Annotated in this window: 21 protein-coding genes; 2 read left to right on the forward strand and 19 right to left on the reverse strand. The window is 64.4% G+C overall.

Annotated features, from left to right (window positions below):
• Positions 1-19 precede the first annotated feature (19 nt).
• The 5 genes from AWB78_RS24520 to AWB78_RS24540 all read right to left on the reverse strand — a co-directional run bounded on the left by AWB78_RS24520 (position 20) and on the right by AWB78_RS24540 (position 4,757).
• A complete protein-coding gene (locus tag AWB78_RS24520) occupies positions 20-319 on the reverse strand; it encodes a hypothetical protein (protein WP_062608581.1) in 300 nt (99 codons plus the stop codon).
• A complete protein-coding gene (locus tag AWB78_RS24525; RefSeq protein ID WP_062608582.1) occupies positions 316-690 on the reverse strand; it encodes a phage holin family protein in 375 nt (124 codons plus the stop codon). Before AWB78_RS24525 ends, AWB78_RS24520 begins: the two co-directional genes overlap by 4 nt.
• A 164-nt stretch (positions 691-854) precedes the next feature.
• On the reverse strand, positions 855-1,400 hold the full coding sequence (locus AWB78_RS24530; protein WP_062608583.1) for a low affinity iron permease family protein: 546 nt from the start codon (positions 1,398-1,400) through the stop codon (positions 855-857).
• A gap of 135 nt (positions 1,401-1,535) precedes the next feature.
• Positions 1,536-1,970 carry a DUF3597 domain-containing protein gene (locus tag AWB78_RS24535; protein WP_062608584.1) on the reverse strand — a complete coding sequence of 145 codons (435 nt, stop codon included), beginning with the start codon at positions 1,968-1,970 and terminating at the stop codon, positions 1,536-1,538.
• 54 nt (positions 1,971-2,024) lie between these two features.
• Positions 2,025-4,757, reverse strand: a complete 2,733-nt coding sequence (locus AWB78_RS24540; protein ID WP_062608585.1) for an ATP-dependent Clp protease ATP-binding subunit — start codon at positions 4,755-4,757, stop codon at positions 2,025-2,027.
• Between the two features lie 188 nt (positions 4,758-4,945).
• Between AWB78_RS24540 and AWB78_RS24545 the strand changes: the two genes are divergently transcribed.
• Complete coding sequence (locus AWB78_RS24545) at positions 4,946-5,527, forward strand: hemerythrin domain-containing protein (protein WP_062608586.1); 582 nt, start codon at positions 4,946-4,948, stop codon at positions 5,525-5,527.
• 6 nt (positions 5,528-5,533) lie between these two features.
• Here AWB78_RS24545 and AWB78_RS24550 read toward each other — a convergent pair whose 3' ends face one another.
• The 6 genes from AWB78_RS24550 to AWB78_RS24570 form a co-directional block, all read right to left on the reverse strand.
• Positions 5,534-7,852: an FdhF/YdeP family oxidoreductase gene (locus tag AWB78_RS24550; protein ID WP_062608587.1), complete on the reverse strand. Its 2,319-nt coding sequence runs from the start codon at positions 7,850-7,852 to the stop codon at positions 5,534-5,536.
• Between the two features lie 103 nt (positions 7,853-7,955).
• Positions 7,956-8,381, reverse strand: a complete 426-nt coding sequence (locus AWB78_RS24555) for a CBS domain-containing protein (RefSeq protein WP_062608640.1) — start codon at positions 8,379-8,381, stop codon at positions 7,956-7,958.
• A gap of 79 nt (positions 8,382-8,460) precedes the next feature.
• Complete coding sequence (locus AWB78_RS47725) at positions 8,461-8,628, reverse strand: hypothetical protein (RefSeq protein ID WP_198399344.1); 168 nt, start codon at positions 8,626-8,628, stop codon at positions 8,461-8,463.
• A 62-nt stretch (positions 8,629-8,690) separates the two neighbouring features.
• Positions 8,691-9,191 carry a CinA family protein gene (locus AWB78_RS24560; RefSeq protein ID WP_062608588.1) on the reverse strand — a complete coding sequence of 167 codons (501 nt, stop codon included), beginning with the start codon at positions 9,189-9,191 and terminating at the stop codon, positions 8,691-8,693.
• 105 nt (positions 9,192-9,296) lie between these two features.
• Entirely contained in the window at positions 9,297-10,613 is a 1,317-nt protein-coding gene (locus AWB78_RS24565) for an MFS transporter (protein WP_062608589.1), read from the reverse strand.
• A gap of 43 nt (positions 10,614-10,656) precedes the next feature.
• Positions 10,657-11,931: a glucarate dehydratase family protein gene (locus tag AWB78_RS24570; RefSeq protein ID WP_062608590.1), complete on the reverse strand. Its 1,275-nt coding sequence runs from the start codon at positions 11,929-11,931 to the stop codon at positions 10,657-10,659.
• 162 nt (positions 11,932-12,093) lie between these two features.
• On the opposite strand from AWB78_RS24570, the gene AWB78_RS24575 reads away from it, so the two are divergent.
• On the forward strand, positions 12,094-12,798 hold the full coding sequence (locus AWB78_RS24575; RefSeq protein ID WP_062608591.1) for a GntR family transcriptional regulator: 705 nt from the start codon (positions 12,094-12,096) through the stop codon (positions 12,796-12,798).
• Between the two features lie 16 nt (positions 12,799-12,814).
• On the opposite strand, the gene AWB78_RS24580 is transcribed toward AWB78_RS24575, so the two are convergent.
• The 8 genes from AWB78_RS24580 to glyA form a co-directional block, all read right to left on the reverse strand.
• A complete protein-coding gene (locus AWB78_RS24580; RefSeq protein ID WP_062608592.1) occupies positions 12,815-14,071 on the reverse strand; it encodes an aromatic ring-hydroxylating oxygenase subunit alpha in 1,257 nt (418 codons plus the stop codon).
• 118 nt (positions 14,072-14,189) lie between these two features.
• Positions 14,190-15,152 carry a LysR substrate-binding domain-containing protein gene (locus tag AWB78_RS24585; protein WP_062608593.1) on the reverse strand — a complete coding sequence of 321 codons (963 nt, stop codon included), beginning with the start codon at positions 15,150-15,152 and terminating at the stop codon, positions 14,190-14,192.
• Positions 15,153-15,161: 9 nt separating this feature from the next.
• Positions 15,162-16,163, reverse strand: a complete 1,002-nt coding sequence (locus tag AWB78_RS24590; protein WP_062608594.1) for a LysR family transcriptional regulator — start codon at positions 16,161-16,163, stop codon at positions 15,162-15,164.
• Positions 16,164-16,245: 82 nt separating this feature from the next.
• Positions 16,246-17,016, reverse strand: a complete 771-nt coding sequence (locus tag AWB78_RS24595) for a pyrroline-5-carboxylate reductase (protein WP_062608595.1) — start codon at positions 17,014-17,016, stop codon at positions 16,246-16,248.
• Positions 17,017-17,032: 16 nt separating this feature from the next.
• Positions 17,033-18,526: an aldehyde dehydrogenase gene (locus tag AWB78_RS24600; RefSeq protein ID WP_062608596.1), complete on the reverse strand. Its 1,494-nt coding sequence runs from the start codon at positions 18,524-18,526 to the stop codon at positions 17,033-17,035.
• A gap of 17 nt (positions 18,527-18,543) precedes the next feature.
• Positions 18,544-19,875 carry an NAD(P)/FAD-dependent oxidoreductase gene (locus AWB78_RS24605; protein WP_062608597.1) on the reverse strand — a complete coding sequence of 444 codons (1,332 nt, stop codon included), beginning with the start codon at positions 19,873-19,875 and terminating at the stop codon, positions 18,544-18,546.
• 11 nt (positions 19,876-19,886) lie between these two features.
• Complete coding sequence (locus AWB78_RS24610; protein WP_062608598.1) at positions 19,887-20,774, reverse strand: dihydrodipicolinate synthase family protein; 888 nt, start codon at positions 20,772-20,774, stop codon at positions 19,887-19,889.
• A gap of 49 nt (positions 20,775-20,823) precedes the next feature.
• Positions 20,824-22,119: a serine hydroxymethyltransferase gene (glyA, locus tag AWB78_RS24615; protein WP_062608599.1), complete on the reverse strand. Its 1,296-nt coding sequence runs from the start codon at positions 22,117-22,119 to the stop codon at positions 20,824-20,826.
• Positions 22,120-22,128 lie beyond the last annotated feature (9 nt).

Here is a 22,128-nt window from a genome sequence, read left to right on the forward strand (position 1 = left end):
CGCATCGATATGCGCTGCCTCACTCGCGCAGTCCACTGAACAGATCGGAAAGCGCCCGATGCGTCGACGCGCTCAGTCCCGCGCCTACCGCCGTCTGCACGGTGCGCCGCAGTCCGAGCACGGCGACACCGACGAGCGCGAGCGCGATCAACTCGACATTCGGCGAGCGGAGAAACCACGGCGCTGTGTTCGTCGCCGGACGCACGCGCGGCGCGCGCGTGATGCGCAGCGGCGCCTCCGCCTCATACGCCGCGATCAGTTCCGCGCGCGATTCGGCCATGCGCGCGAGCATCGCTTCCTGAGCCTCGGCGTGCTTCATTGCGCGACCTCCTTGATGGCTTCCACGTCACGGCGAAACTGATCGCGCAGTAATTGAAACGGCTCGGCCGGCTTGCGCGACATCATGACGATGGCGGCGATCAGCGCGACCGCGAGCCACGCGCCCGCGACGCACCACGCCGTCAGCACCAGATGCGGCGTGCCGACGGCCGTCACGATCACGGCGATCGATACGAAGGACAGCGTGAACAGCGCACCGATCGTGAGCGTGACGAGCGCGATCACTTCGTGCAGCACGCGCTTCTTGGTTTCAGCAAGCTCGATCGGAATCAGCTCGCCATAGTCGCCGAGACGTCTCGTGCAGAAGTGGCCGATCCTGCGCCAGTTGGCGATTTTTCTCTGGATTGTCATCGTTGCTTCTCCGGCGAGTTCAGAATGATGCGCCGCGCGCCCGAGTGAGCCGCACGTAACGCCGCGCGGCCAGCACGAGCGGGCTTGAGTATGGATCGCATGGAAATTCCGATGATCGATGGATCAACGCAACGAGCAACGCGCGTACCTAACGCCCTCGCAACTCAACGCCCGCGTTTCGCCGCGCTCTTCGCCTGCGCCCTCGCGAGACGGCGGGCGATGTCCGCCGCCGCGCCGTCGTCGGGGCGCGCGGCAGCATCGTCGGGATCTTTCTCGGACGCGAGCTTGAGATAAGCCGCGGCGAGCTTGCGCAACTCTTCTTCGGTCGCGTCCTCGATCCCGATCAGCTGATTGCTCGCCGCGCGATGCGACGCCAGCAACTCGTTGAGCTTGAGATGAACCGCGACGCTGTCCTTGTTCGCGCTCTGCTGGATCAGGAACACCATCAGGAACGTGACGATGGTCGTGCCCGTATTGATGACGAGCTGCCAGCCTTCCGAAAACTTGAAGATGGGGCCCGACACGAGCCACACCGCGATGGATATGACGGCAAGCCCGAACGCAACCGGCGAGCCCGCCCATCGCGTCACGGTGCTCGCAAAGGCGTCGAATGCGCGCGTGACGGGATGCGTATTCGCGTAGGCCGGGCTGGACGTATTCGGCACCGTGTCCAGCGGCGCCGCGTCGGATATCTGCTCTCTCTTGTTCATGTCTCGCTCACTGCACACTTTCGGAGGCCCACGTCGCGCCTGTGCGGAACGCGTCGGCTTCATCGTTTTCATGCTGCTGATGCCATCGTCGGAAGACACACGCAATGCACATCTTCCGTCCGATGAAAAGCGTTATCACTTGAGCTCGTCGGGCACCTTTCCGCCGTTTTCCGCGAGCTTCTGCATCACCTGCTTGTGAAGCCACATGTTCATCGCGGCTGAATCTTCCGTATTGCCGGTGTAGTGCAGTTCCGAAGCCAGCTCCTTGCGCGCGGACAGGCTGCTGTCGAGGCCGAGCAGCTTCATCAGGTCGACGATCGATGTCCGCCAGTTGAGCTGTTCGCTGTGATTCGCCTGCATCTGCGTCAGTACTGCTTCGACATCCACTTCCTTCATCGGCGCGGCCGGTTGCGCGGGCGTGGAAGCAGCCGTCGACGTGGTGGGTGCGGCGGCAGCGTTGCCCGTGCCCGCGGGCGCGGCAGGCTGACCCGTGCTCGCGCCGTTGCCTGTGCTCGCCTGCGCATTGCCGTGATGGAAGATCTTGTTCAGGATATTGGAAAAGATACTCATGGCGCCTCCTTTTGAAGTGAGTGCACGCTATGTGCAAATGCCGTGCCGCCTGCCTCAGGGCGTGGCCGGGGTGCCCTCGCCCGGCTTGTTCGCAAGCCCCGCGCGGGTGATATCGAATGCGAGCCGCTTGTCATTCGCGTCATAACGACAGCGCACGTTTGCGCCCTCCGCGACATCGCCGCGCAACATTTCCTTCGCAAGCGGGTTCTCGATCAGCTGCCGGATCTGTCTGCGCAATTCGCGCGCGCCGAACTCGGGCCGATAGCCGACCTCCGCGAGATGATCGACCACCGATTCGTCGAATTCGAGCGATACGTCCTGGCTGTGCGCCATGCGCTGCACCTGATCGAGCAGCAGCCGCACGATATGCCGCACCTCGTCGCGGCCGAGCGACCTGAAGAGAATGATGTCGTCGATGCGATTCAGGAATTCGGGCCTGAAATGCTGGCGCAGCACGCTCATCACGCCGCTTTGCAGCGACGCGTCGGCGTCCGTCGCGCTGCTCGTGAAGCCGAGCGTCGCGCGCTTCTGTCCGGCGATCACATCGGAGGCGAGATTGCTCGTCGCGATGATCAGCGTGTTGCTGAAATCGACGACGCGGCCCTTGCCGTCGGTGAGGCGTCCGTCGTCGAAGACTTGCAGCAGCACGTTGTAGACATCGGGATGCGCCTTCTCGATCTCGTCGAGCAGAATCACGCTATAAGGCCGGCGCCGCACGCGCTCGGTCAGCTGCCCGCCTTCCTCATAGCCCACATATCCCGGCGGCGAGCCGATCAGCCGCGACACCGCATGACGCTCCATGTACTCGCTCATGTCGACGCGCAGCATCGCGTCTTCATCGCCGAACACGACTTCAGCGAGCGCCTTCGCGAGCTCGGTCTTGCCGACGCCCGTCGGCCCGAGAAAGAGAAAGACCGCGATCGGCCGGTTGCGTCCCTGCAAGCCGGTGCGTGCGCGCCGCACCGCATCCGACACGGCCTCGACCGCCTCCTCCTGGCCGATCACGCGCTTGTGCAGGCGCTCTTCCATCTGCAACAGGCGCGCGCGCTCTTCCTCGGTCAGTTGCGCGACGGGAATGCCCGTGAGCGTGGCGACGATCTCGGCGATCTGCGCGACCGTCACGGTCGATGTATTCGTGCCGATGCGCTGCTTCCACGTATCGGTGCTGTCCTGTAGCGCTTTCTCTTTCTGCGCGATCTCGCTGTCGAGCGCATGCGCGCGGTCGAATTGCTTGCGCGACGCCGCATAGTCCTGCTCGCGCCGCATTTGCGCGAGTTCCGATTCCAGTTCGAGGATCTCGGCGGGCCGCGACGTCGCCGAGAGATTCACGCGCGCGGCCGCCTGATCGACGAGATCGATCGCCTTGTCGGGCAGAAAGCGCCCGGTGATGTAGCGATCCGACAATTCCGCCGCGCCGACGATGGCATCGTCCTGAATCGTGACCTTGTGATGCGCTTCGAGCCGGTCCCGCAGGCCGCGCAGAATGTTGATGGTCTGCGCGACGGTCGGCTCGGCGATCAGCACGGGCTGAAAGCGCCGCTCCAGCGCCGCGTCCTTTTCGATGTGCTTCTGATACTCGGCGAGCGTCGTCGCGCCGATCAGGTTCAGCTCGCCGCGCGCCATCGCCGGCTTGAACACGTTGGCGATATCGAGGCCGCCTTCGCCGCCGCCCTGCCCCGCGCCGACGATCGTATGCACTTCATCGACGAAGAGCAGCAGCGTCTCGCGATTCGCGGTGATCTCTTCGACGACCTGCTTCACGCGCTCCTCGAACTCGCCGCGAAACTTCGCGCCCGCGACCATCGAATTCACATTCAGTTCGACGAGGCGCTTCTCGCGCAGCGATTCGGGCACGTCGCCGTTGACCATGCGTTGCGCGAGCCCTTCGACGACCGCTGTCTTGCCGACGCCCGGCTCGCCGATCAGCACCGGATTGTTCTTGCGTCGGCGCGCGAGCACTTCGACCATCGTTTCTATCTCGCGCGCGCGCCCGATGACCGGATCGAGATGCCCTTCGCGCGCGAGCGCGGTGAGATCGCGGCTGAACTTGTCGAGATTCGGCGTGCGCGACGGCGGGCCATCGCCGCGCGGCGGGCCGCCCGCACCGACCGTCTGCGTGGTCTGCTGCCTGAGCGCTTGCGGATCGACATTGAGCTTGCCGAGCAGTTGCCCGGCGAAGCTGTCGGGCACTTCCGCAAGGCCGATCAACAGATGCTCGGGCGCGACATAACTGTGACGCAACTGCCGCGACGCGAGAAACGCACGATCGAGCGCGCTCTTCAGGCGCGGCGACACCGCGATCATGCCGTCGGGAGGCGGCTGCGTGCCTTCGCGGCGCTGCGCGTTCGCGTCGATATAGGCGCGGATATTGGCCGCATCGATGCCGACGCTCTTCAGTATCGATTCGATGACCGCGTTGTTCGCGAGCTCGTAGAGCAGATGTTCCGTATCGACCTGCGAGCAGCCCGATTGCACCGCGCGCTCGGCGGCACGCATCAACATTTCCTTCGCGCCGTCGCTGAAATAGCGGTCGATGTTCGCGCCTTCGGCTTCATTGAGACGTGCGGCCGCGTTCTGTTCGGGCGGCGCGGCGGTCTCGGGCGCGGGCGGCTCGGCCGGTGCGCCGCCCATGAACAACGCTTCGAGCGGCGAGAGTGCGCGCTGGTGCCGCGTCAACTGCGCATAGTGAAAGTCGCATACGTCGATGACGTGACGCCGGCCGTTGCGCAGCACGGCGAGCCGCACGGTGGCGGGACGTGCGCCGCATACGTCGCACAAGTGAGCCATGTTCGGTCTCCTCGATCGATGGGCCTGCCGCCCGGAATTCAAACGAGCTGCAACCGCCGTTCCAGAACGCCGCGGGCCGATGCGGAATAACGCTTGCTAAGGCGTTGTCGTGCCAAGAAGAAGCACGATAACGCGAATTCCCCACTATCACAGCAGCCCTGCAATGCGGCTGAGGAGTCATCGTGGACATGCCATCCTGCTCCCCTTCCATCACGACGATGATCCGCATGGATCACACGCATGTGATGGCGGCTTTTCATCGCTATCACGCGGAAACTTCGTGGTGGAGAAAGCGCGCCATCGTCGAACTCGCCTGCACGGCGCTGGAAATACACGCGCAACTCGAAGAAGAGATCTTCTATCCGGCGCTCAGCGAAGCGATGGCCGGAGACGAGCGACTCACGAAGAGCAAGCCCGAGCACGACAAGATGCGCGAAGATATCGCGAAGCTGCGTTCGATGGGTCCGGAGGATGCCGCCTACGACGCCCGTTTCATGCAGCTCATGCGTGAAGTGATGCATCACGTCGCGGATGAGGAAACGGTGCTGCTTCCGACTGCCGAACGCGCGCTCGCCTCGCAGTTGTCCGAACTCGGCATGCGCATGACGAAGCGCCGCATGCAGCTCGTCGCGCAGCACCGGCCCGGCGCGATCGCGGCGAATACCGTGGGCACGTTTCCGCTCGCATCGTTTGCGTTGATGTCGATCGGCGCGCTCGCGCTCGCGCACTGTCTGCGGCCCGCTTCCGCGCGCCGCGGATATCGCGCGTAGCGGCGCTCAAGGCTCGCGCGGCGTGCCGTTCACCTCGACGATAAGAACCGGGATGGACTTCGCGCCGGGCACCTTGCTTTCCTTCGCGTAGTGCCATAGCGGCAGGAGCGGATTGCACTCGGGGTAATAGCCGGCGATGCATCCCTGCGGTATGTCGTACGGCTCGATGCGCAGACCCGCGACGCGCCGCTCGAAGCCATCGTCGGCGATCGTGCGCAAAGTCACGCGGTCATCCTTGCTGAGACCGTGGCGCGTCATGTCGGCGTCGCACATCAGGATCACCATGCGGCCGCCGCTGATGCCGCGAAAGCGGTCGTCGTGGCCGTAGATCGTCGTGTTGAACTGGCTGTCGCTGCGCAGCGTCATGAGCCGCAGCGATTGCGGTTCGCGCTCGGGCATGTCCGGGTCTTCAACGATGGTCTCGGGCACGAAGAACTCCGCCTTGCCGCTCTTCGTCTTCCACTTGCGCTCGCGTGCGGGCAGATCGCGCGGGAAGCCGCCGGGCGTCCACATTCTTTCGTTGAAGTCGTGAAAGGTCTCGGGATACGTCTTCGCGATTTCATCGCGCACGAGCGCATAGTCGTCGCGCCAGCGTTCCCAGTCGACGGTCGAGCGCTCGCCGAGCGTATGCTTCGCCAGCGCCGCGACGATATACGGCTCCGAGCGCGCATCGACCGATGCGGGCTCGGCCACGCCGCGCGAGCCGTGAATGCAGCCCGTGCTGTCTTCCATCGACACCGCCTGCGCGCCGCTTGCCTGCGTATCGATCTCGATGCGGCTCAGGCACGGCAGAATGTACGACTTCTCCCCATGCACGAGATGACTGCGATTGAGCTTCGTCGCGACATTGACCGTGAGCTTCAGACTCCGCCACGCCGGTTCGATGCGCATGCGGTCCGGCACCGAGCGCACGAGATTGCCGCCGAGATTGACGACCGCGCTCACTTTGCCGTCAAGCATCGCCTCGAAGGTCTCGACGATATTCATGCCCTTCTCGCGCGGCGGCTCGAAGCCGAACTGGCTCGCGAGCTTGTCGAGCGGCGCGAGCTCCGGCTTCTCCGTGATGCCCACCGTGCGCTGCCCCTGCACGTTCGAGTGCCCGCGTACCGGCGACGGCCCCGCGCCCGGCTTGCCGACATTGCCGCGCAGGAAAAGCAGATTGCACAGCATGCGCACGTTCTGCACGCCTTGCCTGTGCTGCGTGATGCCCATGCCGTAGTGCGCCATCACCGCGTTGGCGCGCATGTATTCCGCCGCCGCGGCTTCGATATCCGCGCGCGGCAGTCCGGCCACGCGTTCGATATCGTCCCAGGACGCGGCGCGCACGTAATCCGCGAAAGCCTCGAAGCCGACCGTATGCGTTTCGATGAAATCGACATCGAGCATGCGCGGCTCGCCGCTTTCCTTCGCGCGATCGTCGGCGTGAATGACGGCCTTGCAGAGGCCGAGTATCGCGGCCGTGTCGCCGCCCGTCTTCACCTGATGATATTGCGTGCTGATCACCGTATGCGCCGGCGTCATCATCTCGAGCGGCGATTGCGGATTGGCGAACTTGATGAGCCCCGGCTCGCGCAACGGATTGAACGTGATGATCGGCACGCCGCGTTTTCTGGCGTCCTGCAACTGATGCAGCATGCGCGGACTATTGGTGCCGACGTTCTGCCCGAAGAAGAACATGAGATCGGTCTTCTCGAAGTCTTCGAGCCTGATCGTGCCGACGCCCGCGCCGATCGCGGCCTTCAACCCGACGCTCGTGCTTTCGTGACACATGTTCGAGCTGTCGGGAAGATTGTTGGTGCCGTACATGCGCGCGAAAAGCTGGTACATGTACGACGTTTCCAGCGATGCCCTTCCCGATGCATAGAACGACACGCGCTTCGGATCGAGCGCGCGCAACTCGCGGCCGATGTCCTCGAATGCTTCGTCCCAGGTCACGCTCACATACTTGTCGGTGGCGGCGTCGTAGCGCAGCGGCGCGGTGAGACGCCCCGCGTCTTCGAGATCATGATCGTGCCACGCGCATAGCTCAGTCACCGTGTGCAGCTCGAAGAACTGCGGCGTCATGCGCTTTGCGGTCAGGTCCCACGCGGTCGCCTTCGCGCCGCTCTCGCAGAACTCGAAGGTATGCGGGTCCGCCGGCTTGGCCCACGAGCAGCTCACGCAGGCGAAGCCATCGGGCTTGTTCTGCTTCAGCAGGACCGTGCTTTCCTTCAGCGGCACCTTTTCCTGGATGAGCGCGCCCGTGACCGCTTTCAGCGATCCCCATCCACCCGACGAATACGGGTAGGCGGCGCTCTTGCGAACGCCGTTGTCTGATTCGGCCATGTCCTTTGCCTCGCACGTGTTCGATGTGTCTGAACCACGCGCGAGCAAAGGACGTACCCTTACGGGTCGCCTTCAGCAGCGGACCATCGCGCCGCAATGCCCCTCATCGATCCGGCACGGACGGGGCCGATATCGCGCCGATGGTCGAGGCCACTTCGCCATCCGACCATGCAGCGATGTCGCCGAGCGAGAGCATGCCCACGAGCTGTTTTTCGCTGTCCACGACAGGCATGCGCCGTATCTGCAAGCGCTCCATCCTGCGCATCGCGTCTTCGATCTCGTCGTTTTCGAAGCACCATTCCACCGGCTCGCTCGCCACTTCCTGCACTGCGCAAGACGAATCCTTGCCGACGGAAATCGCGCGGACCATGATATCGCGATCCGTCACGACGCCCTTCAAGCGCACGCCGTCGCATACCGGCAGCGCGCCCACGTTGAGTTCGTCCATCAGTTCGGCGGCGCGGCGAATCGTGTCGTCGGGCGCGATGGCCTGCACGCCTCGCGTCATTACTTCGGCTACCTTGGTCATGACATCCTCCTGCGATGCGCAACGGTCAGCATCCGTCATGCCGATGCGCAGCAGGCTGCACGAATAACGCACACGCGCGTCAGGCCTCGCCGCCCGGCGCTTCGAGATCGGGCGTGCCGCGCACGGGTTGCTGATCGGGTTGGAGATCCGTATCGGGCGAGGTTTCAGGCGTGCGCGCGGGCGGCGTGCCGCGTGCGAGTTCTTCCTGCTGCGGATCGGGACGGGGCGACTGGTTCGTATCAGGCATTGCGTGATTCCTCCGGGTTTATCGACGTATCGATGCCGGAGCATTGCGCATGCCGCGAACGCTCAACGTGCGTATCGGAGATCGAAGTAATGCTCCACGCGCGACAACGCATAGAGCGCGGCCGCGCGTCGCACGTCGTTGCGTTCGCCTTCGAACTTCTTCGTCTCGCTGAAGGTGACGATCTCGCCGTCGCGCGACCGGTACGACCATGCGAAGCATTGCGTGCCGGGCGGCGGACCGCCGCCTGGCGCAGCATCGGCGACGCCGGTGTTCGACACCGCGACGTCCGCGCAGCACGCTTCCTGTTGCAGCGCACCTTCGGCCATTTCCCGCGCGACTTCCTCGCTCGTCAGACCGTGCTGCTCCATCGTTTCCTTGCGCACGCCGAGAAAGCCCGCCTTGCCAGTCGGCGAGTAAGTGACGAAGCCCACATCGAGGCATGCCCCGCTTCCCGGCACCGACGAAATCAGCGAAGCGATGTAACCCGCCGTGCACGATTCTGCCGTCGCGAGCTTGAGGCCGCGCGAAGTCAGGAATGAAACCGCTTGCCTGGGGATGTCCATGTTTCACCTTCGGATGCTTCAGCGCGCCGTGCAGAGATGGGTCTCCGACCGAACCCGTTGATCGAAGACGTCCAGCACTTTGCATGCCGCTTCGCGACGTCCCGGCTACTTCTGCACGCCCGTCTGCAACGCCGCCGCGCCGCGCCCATCGCGAGGCGCCATGCGCGCCAGGAACACGACGCCGGCCGCCACCACCGACATCACCGCGAGGCCCGTCAATCCGCCCTGAATCGAGCCGGTCTTCTGCTCCAGAAAGCCGAAGGTCGCCGGCGCGACGAAACCGCCGAGATTGCCGATCGAGTTGATGAGCGCGAGCACGGGCGCCGCGATGCGCGCATCGAGATAGCCTTGCGGAATCGGCCAGAACAGCGAAGACGCAGCCTTGAAGCCGATCGCCGCAAAGCAGATCGCGATGAACGAAGCGACCGGGCCGCCCAGACCGGCCGCATACATGCCGGCCGCCGCGATCAGCAGCACGCATGCGACCCACGCCTGCTGGAACTTGACGCGCGCCGCCAGCGCCGCGAACAGATACATCGCGACGATGGAGATGAGCCACGGAATCGAGTTGAAGAGGCCGACCTGGAAGTCGTTCAGATGCCCCATCTTGCGGATGATGCTCGGCAGCCAGAACGTCGCGCCGTAGATCGTCAGCGAGACCGAAAAATAGATCAGGCAGAAGATCAGGATCTGCGGGTCGCGCAGCAGGCTCCAGGTGGACGGCTTCTTCGCATGCACGGCATCGCGGCGGCGCTGCTCGTCTTCGATTTCAGCGACGACCGCATCCTGCTCGGCGCGCGTGAGCCACTTCGCATCGCGCGGCTTCGAGTCGAGCCAGAACCACACGAAGCCCGCGAGCACCACCGACGCCATGCCCTCGATGATGAACATCCACTGCCATCCATGCAGGCCCGCGCCCTGGATCAGCATCAGCCCGCCCGAGATCGGGCCGGAGAACACCGACGCGAGCGCCGAGCCGCTCAGGAAGACGGCCATCGCCTTGCCGCGTTCATCGCGCGGCAGCCATTGCGTGAAATAAAACACGACGCCGGGGAAGAAGCCCGCTTCGGCCGCGCCGAGCAGAAGGCGCATCGCATAGAACGAGGTTTCGCCCTGCACGAAGGCCATGCCGGTCGCGGCGAGTCCCCACGTGATCATGATGCGCGTGAGCCACGCCTTCGCGCCGAAGCGCTGCATCAGCATGTTCGACGGCACTTCGAACACCGCGTAGCTCACGAAGAACAGGCCCGCGCCGAGCCCGTAGGCCGCGGCGCCGATGCCGAGATCCGCGCTCAGATGCTGACGCACGAAGCCGATGTTCACCCGGTCGATGTAATTGACGATGAACATCACGACGAAGAGCGGCAGCACGTGCCACTTGATCTTGCGAACGGCGCTCGACAGCACGCTGGAACTGCTCATGAAGGTGTCTCCTGGATCGGGGCGCTGCGAATGTATTTTTGGTTTAGAAGCGCGGGTTCTTGCCGGTGAACTCCGGCTGATACTTGCGCATCTGCGAGAGGTCGTCGCGATTGCGCACGCCGCACGTGAGGTATTGCTCGTGCAGCTCCGCAAGCTTCTCGCGATCGAGCTCGACGCCGAGGCCCGGCGTCGTCGGCACGCGCACCGCGCCGTTGTCGAACACGACGCGGCCGCCCTTGATCACTTCCTCTTCCTGCCACGGGTAGTGCGTGTCGCATGCATATGTGAGGTTCGGCACGCTCGCCGCGACGTGGGTCATCGCCATGAGGCTGATGCCGAGGTGCGAGTTCGAATGCATCGACATGCCGAAGCCCCACAGCTTGGCCATGCGCGCGAGCGTCTGCGTGGCGCGCAGGCCGCCCCAGTAATGGTGATCGGAGAGCAGCACCTTGATCGAGCCCATGTTGCAGCCGCGGCGGAAGTCGTCCATCGTCGTGATGACCATGTTGGTCGCGAGCGGCAGCTTCGTGTGCTTTTGCAGTTCGGCCATGCCTTCGAGGCCGGGGCACGGGTCTTCGTAGTATTCGAGGATCTCGTCGAGCTCGGGCGCGGCCTTGATGCTGGTTTCGAGCGTCCAGTTCGCGTTCGGATCGAGACGCAGCGGCATGCCGGGGAACGCCTTCGCGAGCGCCTGCATGCAGGCGATTTCATGCGCCGGCTCGAACACGCCGCCCTTCAGCTTGATGCTCTGGAAACCGTACAGGTCGATCATGCGCCGCGCCTGCGCGACGATCTGCTCCGGGCTGATGCCCTCGCCCCACGCGTCGGGCGCATACGGCTTGTCGATGTGCTCCGCGTACTTGAAGAAGAGATACGCGCTGTAGGGCACGGCATCGCGCACCTTGCCGCCCAGCAGATCGACGACCGGCGCGCCGACGATCTGCCCTTGCAGGTCGAGCATCGCCACTTCGAGCGTGCTGATGACCTTCGGCGCATTCTTCGCGGCATGCGATCCGGGCGCGAGCTCGAATTCGACGGCGCCGGGCGTCGCCGTGATCGTCGCGCGCACGCGCTCTTCCATCCGGTTCAGATCGAACGGCGAAAGGCCGATCACGAGGTCCTTCGCCTGATCGAGCACGCGCAGCATCGGCTCGTCGCCGTAAGTCTCGGAGATGCCCACGCGCCCGTCGCTCGTCTCCAGCTCGACGATAGCCCGCAGCGCCCACGGCTCATGGATTCCCGCGGCGTTCAGCAGCGGGCCGTCGCGAAAGGCGATCGGGGTGATTCGAACCTGGGTGATGGCAATGTCGCGGGTCATGTCGGCTTCCGGAAGTAGCGAGAATAACCGAATGGTAAAGCACTAATATATTAGTGTGTCAGCCGGGTTAACGCTGACGGCCGCATTCCACGACGGCACGCCAATCGGCCCTCGGCGCGGCTATAGTACTAATGTTTCAGTCGCCTTTCGTTTCGCGCCCATATGAAAAACGCCGCTTCCACCGCCACCGTTCATCGCCTCGACCGGTCCCGTCACGCCGCGCCGCAAGTCTTCGAGCGGCTGCGCGAAATGATCGTCTCGCTCGAACTGGAGCCGGGCACGGTGCTCTCGCGCACCGAACTGGCGACGCGCTACGGCCTGAGCCAGACGCCCGTGCGCGACGCGCTGATGAAGCTCGGCGAGGAAGGACTCGTCGATATCTTTCCGCAGCACGCGACGGTCGTGAGCCAGATCAGCGTGGCGTCGGCGTTGCAGGCGCACTTTCTGCGCCGCTCGATCGAACTGGAAGTCGTGCGCACGCTCGCGCGCGAGCACAGGAAGTCGCTGGTCGCACGGCTGCGCGCGACGATCGCGGAGCAGATGGAATGGCTGGAGCCGAAGGACGTCGAGCAGTTCTCATCGCTCGATCAGGCGTTTCATCGGCAGATGTATGAAGCCGCGGGCGTGCCGCAGCTATGGGACCTGGTGCGCAGGCTGAGCGGCCATATCGACCGGCTGCGCCGTCTGCATCTGCCCGTCGAGGGCAAGACGATGGCCGTGGTGCGCGATCACACCGAGATCGTCGATGCCATCGAAAAAGGCGATCCCGATGCCGCCGATGCCGCGTTGCGCAAGCATCTGTCGGGCACGCTCGGTCAGGTGGACGAGATTCGCGCCCGTCACCCGACCTTTCTGACCGATCACTGAGCGTGCCGCGCCGCCGTCAGACGCCGTGCGCGTTCAGGCGCGCGGCGTACCAGCGCGAGAACTGCTCGACATAGCTCTCCGTGAACGGCGAGAACACGGCCGCCTTGTAGGCCGGATCCTGCGTGCCCTCGTGCGTGATCTCGACGAGATGCTTGTCCTGCGCGTTCGTCGCGACCCACACTTCGGTCAGGTCCTGAATCTGATAATCGACGCCTTCGACGGCATCCGCGTGCACGAGCCACTTCGAGCGCACGAGCGTCTTGTCCGGCGCGAGCGGAATGATGTACGACACCACCGCATGGTCGCTCATCACGTGCGTCCATGAGTTGTGCGTCCAGAGGTGCGTGTCGCCGAGATCGCGCCGCGTGAGATTGCCGAGCAGCTTTTCGCTCGCAACCTTGGTGCTCATCGTCTGCGATTCGCCGTGTCCCGCGATCACGAGCTGCTGCGTCCTGAACTGCGTCACGGCATCTTCTTCCAGCCATTCGACGGTCGCGCTCGTGAAGCCGTCGTTTTCCCAGCTTGCCTGACATGCCGCGTTGCGCGCCTTGTAATCCTCGAGTTCGCGCAGCGATTCTTCCGTGAGATTCTCCGGGCAGAAGCCGAAGTCCTCCGGCAGGAACGATGCCGTCAGCTCAGGATGCGTGCCCGCGCAGTGATAGCACTCGCGATTGTTTTCGATCACGAGCTTCCAGTTGCCGTTCTCGATGATCTCCGATTCGAACGCGATCTTCGTGTTCTGCAGATCGTAGGGCGCGAAGCGCGGCGCCATCGTGTCGTCGAGCTTCGCGATATCGGCGGGCGCTTCATCGGCGAGGCACACGAAAATATGCGTCCCGACGATGCGCGTATGCACCGGCATCAGGCTGCGGCACTTCGGATCGAAATCCTTGCCCATGTGCGCGGCGTGGCGCAGGCTGCCGTCGAGATCGTAGGTCCATTGGTGATACGGGCAAACGAGCATGCCGACGGTGGACTTGCCCGCCTCCTTCAGCCGCGCGCCCCGATGGCGGCAGACGTTGCGATAGGTGCTGATATTTTCGTCGTCGTCGCGAACGATGATGATCGAGGCGCGGCCGATATCGACGGTCGAGACATCGCCCGGCTCGGGCACGTCCGACGTCACGCCGACCAGAATCCAGTGCTTCTGGAAAAAGACCTCGACGTCCTTCTCGAACACATCCTGACGGCCAAACAGCTCGCCCGGCAGGCCATGACCAGGCTCGCGGCTGCGGATCAATTCGCCATGACTTTTGATTTGCACTTCGGACATCGTCGTTCTCCAACGTTCAGGGATATCGGGACTTCGAATGGTCCCGCGCTATCCTGAGTATTGGATCGATGAAAAACAGCGTCAACGCGCTTTATTTTCTGAGACGGATAACTTTGGGTTATGCGTGCGCGCTCGGGTCTGTCAGCCGCGCCGGGCTTGGTGTTGCGCCCTCGCGCAGCCAATTGATCAGACCGTCGATGGCGGGCGTGATGGTGCGCCCGTGCGGCACCACGGCGTAATAGGAATCCGTCGGCTTGAACGACGCCACCGGCAGCCTGACGAGCTCGCCGCTCGCGAGAAAATCCTGAACGAGCCGGCCCCAGCCGAGCGCGATGCCCTGGCCGAAACGCGCGGCCTGGATCGCATCGGTGTAGAGGCTGCAGCGCAGCGCGAAGTTGAGCCGCATCGGACGGAAGCCGACCGCGAGGAACCACTCTTCCCAGCCCATCCAGCCTTCGGTGGTCGAATCCGATTCGATGAGCACCGCGCCCGCCAACTCCTCCAGCGAAGCCGGCTCGGGCCGTGTCTCGAGCCATGACGGCGAGCAGACCGGGAACGTCTCCTCGTCGAAGAGCAAGGTCGCGGTGCCGTCCGGCCAGGTGCCGTTGCCGAAGCGCACGGCGACATCGATTTCCTTGTGCCGCAGGTCCGCCGTGAACATCTGCGTGGAAAGACGCAGTTGCAGATCGGGCTGCGCCGCCTTGAGCGACGCGAGGCGCGGCAACAGCCGGAAGTGCGAGAACGCGGAGGTCGCCGCGAGCACGAGTTCCTGCTGCACGGGGCCGCGCGCGAGGCGGTCGAACACGCTCGCGATCTTCTGCATCGATTCGGCGACCACGCGGTACAACGCCTCGCCTTCATCGGTCAGTTCGATCGCGCGATGCAGCCGGTGAAAGAGCCGCGTGCCGAGCGTCTCTTCGAGGAATCGCACTTGCCGGCTCACCGCCGCCTGCGTGACGCCCAGTTCATGCGCCGCGAGCGTGAAGCTGCCGAGCCGTGCGACGGCCTCGAATTCGACGAGCGCGGTCACCGAGGGAATGAGCCGCCGATAGCCCTTGGTTTTTTCGGTTGCCGGTTTCATGGGCGGCGCTCACTCGACGGCCTTCGTTTGATCCGCGGGCCATCCCTGCATCATCGTGGCGATTTCCTCGTCGAGCCATTGGCGGAACTGCAGATATTCCGGGCGCGACTTCGCATTGCGATGCGTGATCAGATAGTGATGGCGATCGTGGAACACGAGCGCATCGTCGACGGGACGAACCAGCTTTTTCTGCTCGACCTGACGATGCACGAGATGATGCCAGCCGAGCAAGGTGCCCTCGCCCGCTTCGGCCTGCGCGACGAGCAGGCGATAGTCGTTGCTCTCGAGATCGTCGTGCTGATCGAGACGCTCGGAGCCGTCGCCCTGCTGATACCAGTTCTTCCACACGCGCCAGTCGACGTGCTCGCACACCTGCGCGCGCCCGAGCAGCGAAAGGCTCAGCGTGGGATGCGCAAGCAGATCGAGCGGCTTCAGCGTGCGCCCATGGAAATAGCGCTCATGAAACGGAACGCTGCATACCGGATAAACGATGTCGTGAAAGAGCGGCTCGACTTCGTATTCCGCTTCGCGCGGCGGGTTCTTCGTGATGATGACATCCGGCTCCATGAGATCGTCGAGCTCCATGAAGTGCTCGGTCACCATCACATGAAGGCGGATGTTCGGAAAGCGCTGGCGAAACGCGGGCAATCTGAATGAAAGCCAGAGCGCGGAAAACGTATGGGAGATGCAGAGCGTCAGCGCGTGACGGTCGACGCGCCGCACCGCCTGCGCCGCCTCCGCGATGTTCATGATCGACAGATACGACGCGTTGTAGAGAATGCGGCCCGCGTCGGTCAGCGCGATATGCCGGCCGGTGCGCTCGAACAGCGCGACTTCGAGCGTGTCTTCCAGCTCCTTGATCTGCCGGCTCACCGCCGCCTGCGTGACGCACAACACTTCCGCCGCCTGCGTGAAGCTCTCGTAACGCGCTGCGGTGACGAAGCACCGGAGCGCGCGCAAGGATGGCATCTGGGCGAGAAGCCGGTCCGCGAACTGCTGTTTCTTCTGCATGTGAATCACCTTCCAGGGGCTCGCATGCGCCCTTCGGCGCCGGATGCTTGGACTTATCGTTTGTTATACGTATCCCGCGCGCTCATACACGCCCTTGCACGCGGCGCATGATGCCATCGAGCGCCTCCGAGTAATGCGCGTACGTGCCTCGCGCCGACAACTCGCGGTCGAACTGCTCGTTGAGGCCGCCGGGCGTGCTCGCTTGCCCGATCATCGCCGAGAAGGGCTCCGTGCCTTGCGTCGTTTCATGAGCGAGCCCCACATGATAGCCCGACAAAAAGGAACGGGCAGACGCATACGGCAGCCCTTGCCGCACGAGCCACGACGCCTGCTCCTCCAGCAGCGCGAAGAAGCTCGCCATCGTCGCGGTCACGGCGGACAGGGCGTCGAACTGATGTTCGTTGTCGACTTCGACCGCTTCGCCGAGCGGGGCGAAGAGCGCCCGCGCGATGTCGTCGCGCGGGCAGATGGCCGTGCTGCCCTTGCCCGACGCCACCGCCGGAAGCGGCACGGTGCGCACGACCTTGGCCGAGCGGCGCACGAGCGCGCGAATATCGTCGATCGACTTCGCCGCGATGAAGCTGATGACGTGATGCCGCGCATCGAAGGTCAGCTCGCCCAGTACATCCGCTGCGATCTGCGGCAGCACGGCGAGGCACACGACATCCGATGCATCGAGCACCGCCTGATTGCTCGTGCAAACCTCCACGCGTGAATCGAGCGATGCGAGTTGCGCCGCGATCTGCGCATTGCGCGGCGACAACGCAATGCGCTCGAAGGGAACGCCGAAACGGATCATGCCGGTCACGACTGCCTGCGTGATCGCGCCGGTGCCGATGAAGCCTGCGCGCATGGTGCCTCGTCTGTTGTTAGTCGAGCTTCAGCCAGGTCGTCTTCAGCTCGCAATATTGATCGTGCGCGTAGACCGACTTGTCGCGTCCGCCGAAGCCGGACTGCCCGAAGCCGCCGAAAGGCGTCGACAGATCGCCCTCGCCGAAGCAGTTCACGGTCACGGTGCCCGCGCGGATGCGCGCCGCGATCTTGTGCGCCTGGTTCACGTTGTCGGTCCACAGCGATGCCGCGAGGCCGTAGCACGTATCGTTCGCGATGCGCACGGCCTCGTCGACGTCAGCATATTCGATAACGCACAGGACCGGGCCGAAGACCTCGTCGCGCGCGATGCTCATCTCGGGCGTGACGTTGTCGAAGATGGTCGGCTCGACGAACCAGCCGCCCGTTTCCGTCAGCGTCGCATTGCCGCCGCAGGCCACGCGCGCGCCCTCCGCCTTCGCCTTCTCGATGTGGCCGAGCACCTTGCGGTAATGCCCTTCCTCGATGAGCGAGCCGAGCTTGACGTCGGGATCGAGCGGATCGCCGGTTTTCCAGCCATCGAGCACGGCCAGCATCTTTTGCAGCAGTTCGGCCTTCTGGCTCGAATGCACCAGAATGCGCGAGCCGGCGCTGCAGTTCTCGCCCATGTTCCAGAACGCGGCGGCGACGGCCTGCTCCGCGACGGCATCGAGATTCGCGACATCGGGCAAGACGACTTGCGGATTCTTGCCGCCGCATTCGAGCACGACGCGCTTCAGGTTCGTATCGGCGGAATAGCGCAGGAAGCGCTTGCCGGTTTCCGTCGAGCCCGTAAATGCGATGAGATCGACGTCCGCGTGCACGCCGAGCGCCTGCCCCGCGCCTTCGCCGAAACCCGTCACGACGCTGAACACGCCGGGCGGCAAGCCCGCTTCGAGCGCGAGATCGGCGATGCGCAGTGTCGACAGCGAGGTCTGCTCCGCGGGCTTGACGATGACGCTGTTGCCCACCGACAGCGCCGGCCCGATCTTCCACGCGAGCATCAGCGCCGGAAAATTCCACGGCAGCACCGCGCCGACGACGCCGATCGGCTCGCGCGTGATCATGCTCACGACGCTCGCGCCGGACGGCGACAGCGCGTCGTAACGCTTGTCCGTGACCTCGGCATGCCAGCGGATGCACGCCGCCGATTCGGGGATATCGAGGCCCATGCATTCGCTGATCGGCTTGCCCGCTTCGAGCGCTTCGAGGAGCGCGAGCTCGTCGGCGTTGTCGTCGATCAGTTGCGCGAGACGCAGCAGGACCGCCTTGCGCTGCGCGGGCGCGGCCTTCGACCACACGCCCGATTCGAACGCCTCGCGCGCCGCGACGACCGCGCGGTCGATGTCTTTCGCGTCGCACTTCGCGACTTCCGCGAGCACCTTGCCCGTCGACGGATTCAGCGTGCCGAAGGTCTCACCCGACGCGGCATTGCAGCGTTGCCCGGCGATGACGGCGCGGCCGTCCAGCGACAGCTTTTCCGCCATGCGCTGCCATTCCTGATGCGTGCTCATGTCATGTCCTCACAGAGTCAAAGTTCGGCGCCCGCCGAGAATTCCTTCACCCAGATCGCCGCCGATACCGCGACGTCCGCAATCGGCCGGATCGGCAGCGAACGCGGATGCGGCTGTTTCAGCAATTGATTGATCAGATCGTTCGATTGCCCGAGCGCATGTTCCGCGATGAGCTTGCCCGCCGCCGAGCCGCGGCTCAGGCCGAGCCCGTTGCAGCCGACCGCTTCGTACACGCCGTCCTCGCGCTGGCCGAAGAGCGCGCCATTGTTCGTCGACAGGCACAGCGCGCCGCCCCACGTGTATTGCAGCTCGACGTCCTCGAGCATCGGAAAGCGCCGGTCGAACGAGCGCTGATGCAGATGCTTCGCCTTCGCGAGATCGTGCTCCGACACGGAGACATTCGGCCGGAACGCGAAATGGTTGCGCACGCAAAGACGGTTCGTCGCGAGACGGCGCACGGTCGTGCCCATCGGGTCGGCGGGAATCAGTGCCCACGAGTTCGTTCCGCCGAGCCGCGCGATCTCGTCGTCGTTCATCACGCGCGACATCGACGCGAACGTGTACACCGGCAGCAAGCCGTTCGGATGGCCGCCGAAGGTCGCCGCATACGCATTGGTGCACAGCACGACCCGCTTCGCCTCGATTTTTCCGTTCGCGAAGCTCAACAGCTTCGTCTGGCCGCGCGTCTCCATGGCTTTCACCGCGCTCAGCTCGAAGACCGTCACGTTCGACGGCTGCGTGGCCGCGAGACCGCGCATGAGCGCCGCGGGCTGAACCGTGCTGCACCCCGGCGTGAAGAGCGCGCTCTGATAGAAGCGCGTGCCCGTCACTTTCGCGATCGCGGCTTCGTCGAGCCATTCGCAGGGCTCGTCGATGCGCGCGAGTCCGTCCGCGAAGTGCGTCAGCGCCGTGTGCCCCTTCTTGTTCACCGACGCGTGATACTTGCCGTCGTCGCGCCAGTCGCACTCGATGCCGTGCTGTTTGACCGTGTCGCGCACATAGTTGATGCCGTGCCGTTGCATGCGGACATCGGCTTTGTCGGCCTCGACGCTGCGCGAGTAGCTCTCGCTGCTGATGTCGTGCGGCAGATCGACGAAGAAGCCGGAATTGCGCCCCGCCGTGGAGCGCCCGACGCGATCCGCCTCGACGAGCGCCACCGATGCATCCGGCGCAAGCTCCGCGAGCCGCCGCGCCGCGCACAGCCCGGTGATGCCGCCGCCGATCACGACGAAGTCGAAGCGCTGCTCGCCCGTCACGCTGTTCGCGGGCGCGGCGGGCGGCAGGCTTTCCCACCAGCCGTTGACGCCATCCGGTGCGGGAAACCGCACGAAGTCCAGTTTCGAGGCCATGCGCGTGAGTCTTACTGAGCGTTGCGCAGCAGGGGTTGAACGATCCTGGCGAAGGCGCTGCGCTCTTCGTCGTTGAGCGTGCCGAGCGGCGCGCGCGCGTTGCCGACGCGCGTGCTCGCGAGCTCGCAGCCATAACGTACATACTGGATGAACTTGCCGCTGCGTTCCAGCAATTCGAGCACCGGCAGGAGTTGCGTCATGAGCTTGCGGCCGGTGCGGAAATCGCCGCGCTTCACGCACGCGTCGAGCAGATTCGTATGCGCTTCCGGCAGGAAGTTCGATGCGCCCGCGACCCAGCTTCGCACGCCCCACGCGAAGAACTCGAGCGCCTGATCGTCCATGCCGCAGCTGAGAACGAAACGGTCCGGCAGATGCGTCGCGAGATGATGCAGATGCGCGATATCGCCGGTGCTTTCCTTCATCGCCGCGAAGTTCGGGCGGTCGCGCAGTTTGTCGAGGACTTCGTCGCCGATAGCCGTGCCCGTGCGCGCCGGGAAGTTGTACAGCATGATCGGCATGTCGAGCGCGTCGTCGACCTTCAGCAGGTGATCGAGCAGTTCGTCCTGCGTCGGCTGCGCGTAGTAAGGCGCCGCGACCAGCAACGCGTCATAGCCGGCACGTTTCGCTTCTTGTCCCAGACGCAGCACCTCCTTCGTCGTGGTCGCATTGATGCCCGCCGTGAGATACGTCTTGCCGCCGACAGCCGATGCGACCGTATCGAACGTCTTCACGCGCTCTTCGAAGCTGAGCGCATAGTATTCGCCCGTCGTGCCGCCCACGCCCATGCCCGACACGCGGCCCACGAGACTCGCGGCATGCTTGCCGAGCATGTCGTAATCGATTTCGCCATCCGCCTTGAACGGAGTGACGAGCGGAGTATGTACGCCTTCGAAGCTCATGATGATGTCTCTGTTGAATGGGATCGTGTGTGGGCTCGAGCGCGACGCGTCAGACGAGCGCTTCCGTATGCGAATAGATGGGAAACTGGATGCACAGATCGCGCACGCGCGCGCGGACCGAACGTTCGATATGCGCGTCGCCGTTCGGATCGCGTTCGAGCGCGGCCAGCACTTCGAGGATCATCTCCCCGACCTGCTCGAACTGCGCGACGCCGAAGCCGCGCGTCGTCGCGGCGGGCGTGCCGAGACGGATGCCGGACGTCACCGTCGGGTTCTCGGTATCGAACGGAATGCCGTTCTTGTTGCACGTGATGCCCGCGCGTTCCAGCGCCTTCTCCGCCTGCGTGCCGGTGAGGCGCTTGCCGCGCAGATCCACGAGCAGCAGATGGTTGTCCGTGCCGCCCGTCACGAGGCTCAGTTCGCCCGCTTGCAGCACCTTGCCGAGCACTTGCGCGTTGCGCAGCACGCGGTCGATATAGGCGATGAATTCCGGCCGCAGCGCTTCGCCGAACGCGACGGCCTTGCCCGCGATCACATGCATGAGCGGTCCGCCCTGCAGGCCGGGAAACACCGCCGAGTTGATCTTCTTGGCGATGTCGCCGTTGTTCGTGAGGATGAAGCCGCCGCGCGGGCCGCGCAGCGTCTTGTGCGTCGTGGACGTGACGACATCGGCGAACGGCACCGGATTCTGATGCCGCCCCGCCGCGACGATGCCGGCGATATGCGCCATGTCCACCATCAGCAATGCGCCGACGCTGTCCGCGATTTCGCGGAACGCCGCGAAATCGAGCGCACGCGGATACGCCGAATATCCGGCGATGATGAGCTTCGGCCGATGCGCTTCGGCCAGCCGCCTCACTTCGTCGTAATCGATGCGCAGCGTATCCGCGCTCACGCCGTACTGAACCGCGTTGAACCATTTGCCCGACAGCGCCGGACGCGCGCCGTGCGTGAGATGCCCGCCCGCATCGAGCGACATGCCCATCACGGTGTCGCCCGGCTTGACGAGCCCGAGCATCACCGCGCCGTTCGCCTGCGCACCCGAATGCGGCTGCACGTTGGCGAATTCGGCATCGAACAGCGCTTTCACGCGGTCCATCGCCAAGGCCTCGATGCGGTCGACATGTTCGCATCCGCCGTAGTAACGCCGCGACGGATAACCTTCGGCGTACTTGTTCGTCAGCACCGTGCCCTGCGCCTCCATCACCGCCGACGACACGATATTTTCGGATGCAATCAGTTCGATCTGCGTTTGCTGGCGGCGCAACTCCAAAGCGATCTCCGATGCGATCACGGGGTCGTGGCTCTGCAGGCTTTCGCCAAAGAAGCGCGAATACTCGTTCACGGGAAATAC

It is taken from the genome of Caballeronia calidae (assembly GCF_900044055.2).
GTDB lineage: Bacteria > Pseudomonadota > Gammaproteobacteria > Burkholderiales > Burkholderiaceae > Caballeronia > Caballeronia calidae.

Bases quoted from the DNA above. Each gene is read 5' to 3' on its own strand.
- AWB78_RS24550 (WP_062608587.1), bottom strand. From the start codon at position 7,852: ATGGCCGAATCAGACAACGGCGTTCGCAAGAGCGCCGCCTACCCGTAT.
- AWB78_RS24580 (WP_062608592.1), bottom strand. From the start codon at position 14,071: ATGTCCGAAGTGCAAATCAAAAGTCATGGCGAATTGATCCGCAGCCGC.
- AWB78_RS24555 (WP_062608640.1), bottom strand. From the start codon at position 8,381: ATGACCAAGGTAGCCGAAGTAATGACGCGAGGCGTGCAGGCCATCGCG.
- AWB78_RS24595 (WP_062608595.1), bottom strand. From the start codon at position 17,016: ATGCGCGCAGGCTTCATCGGCACCGGCGCGATCACGCAGGCAGTCGTG.
- AWB78_RS24600 (WP_062608596.1), bottom strand. From the start codon at position 18,526: ATGAGCACGCATCAGGAATGGCAGCGCATGGCGGAAAAGCTGTCGCTG.
- AWB78_RS24590 (WP_062608594.1), bottom strand. From the start codon at position 16,163: ATGCAGAAGAAACAGCAGTTCGCGGACCGGCTTCTCGCCCAGATGCCA.
- AWB78_RS24545 (WP_062608586.1), top strand. From the start codon at position 4,946: ATGCCATCCTGCTCCCCTTCCATCACGACGATGATCCGCATGGATCAC.
- AWB78_RS24565 (WP_062608589.1), bottom strand. From the start codon at position 10,613: ATGAGCAGTTCCAGCGTGCTGTCGAGCGCCGTTCGCAAGATCAAGTGG.
- AWB78_RS24585 (WP_062608593.1), bottom strand. From the start codon at position 15,152: ATGAAACCGGCAACCGAAAAAACCAAGGGCTATCGGCGGCTCATTCCC.
- AWB78_RS24535 (WP_062608584.1), bottom strand. From the start codon at position 1,970: ATGAGTATCTTTTCCAATATCCTGAACAAGATCTTCCATCACGGCAAT.
- AWB78_RS24530 (WP_062608583.1), bottom strand. From the start codon at position 1,400: ATGAACAAGAGAGAGCAGATATCCGACGCGGCGCCGCTGGACACGGTG.
- AWB78_RS24570 (WP_062608590.1), bottom strand. From the start codon at position 11,931: ATGACCCGCGACATTGCCATCACCCAGGTTCGAATCACCCCGATCGCC.
- AWB78_RS24610 (WP_062608598.1), bottom strand. From the start codon at position 20,774: ATGAGCTTCGAAGGCGTACATACTCCGCTCGTCACTCCGTTCAAGGCG.
- AWB78_RS24560 (WP_062608588.1), bottom strand. From the start codon at position 9,191: ATGGACATCCCCAGGCAAGCGGTTTCATTCCTGACTTCGCGCGGCCTC.
- AWB78_RS24605 (WP_062608597.1), bottom strand. From the start codon at position 19,875: ATGGCCTCGAAACTGGACTTCGTGCGGTTTCCCGCACCGGATGGCGTC.
- AWB78_RS24540 (WP_062608585.1), bottom strand. From the start codon at position 4,757: ATGGCTCACTTGTGCGACGTATGCGGCGCACGTCCCGCCACCGTGCGG.
- AWB78_RS24520 (WP_062608581.1), bottom strand. From the start codon at position 319: ATGAAGCACGCCGAGGCTCAGGAAGCGATGCTCGCGCGCATGGCCGAA.
- AWB78_RS24575 (WP_062608591.1), top strand. From the start codon at position 12,094: ATGAAAAACGCCGCTTCCACCGCCACCGTTCATCGCCTCGACCGGTCC.
- AWB78_RS47725 (WP_198399344.1), bottom strand. From the start codon at position 8,628: ATGCCTGATACGAACCAGTCGCCCCGTCCCGATCCGCAGCAGGAAGAA.
- AWB78_RS24525 (WP_062608582.1), bottom strand. From the start codon at position 690: ATGACAATCCAGAGAAAAATCGCCAACTGGCGCAGGATCGGCCACTTC.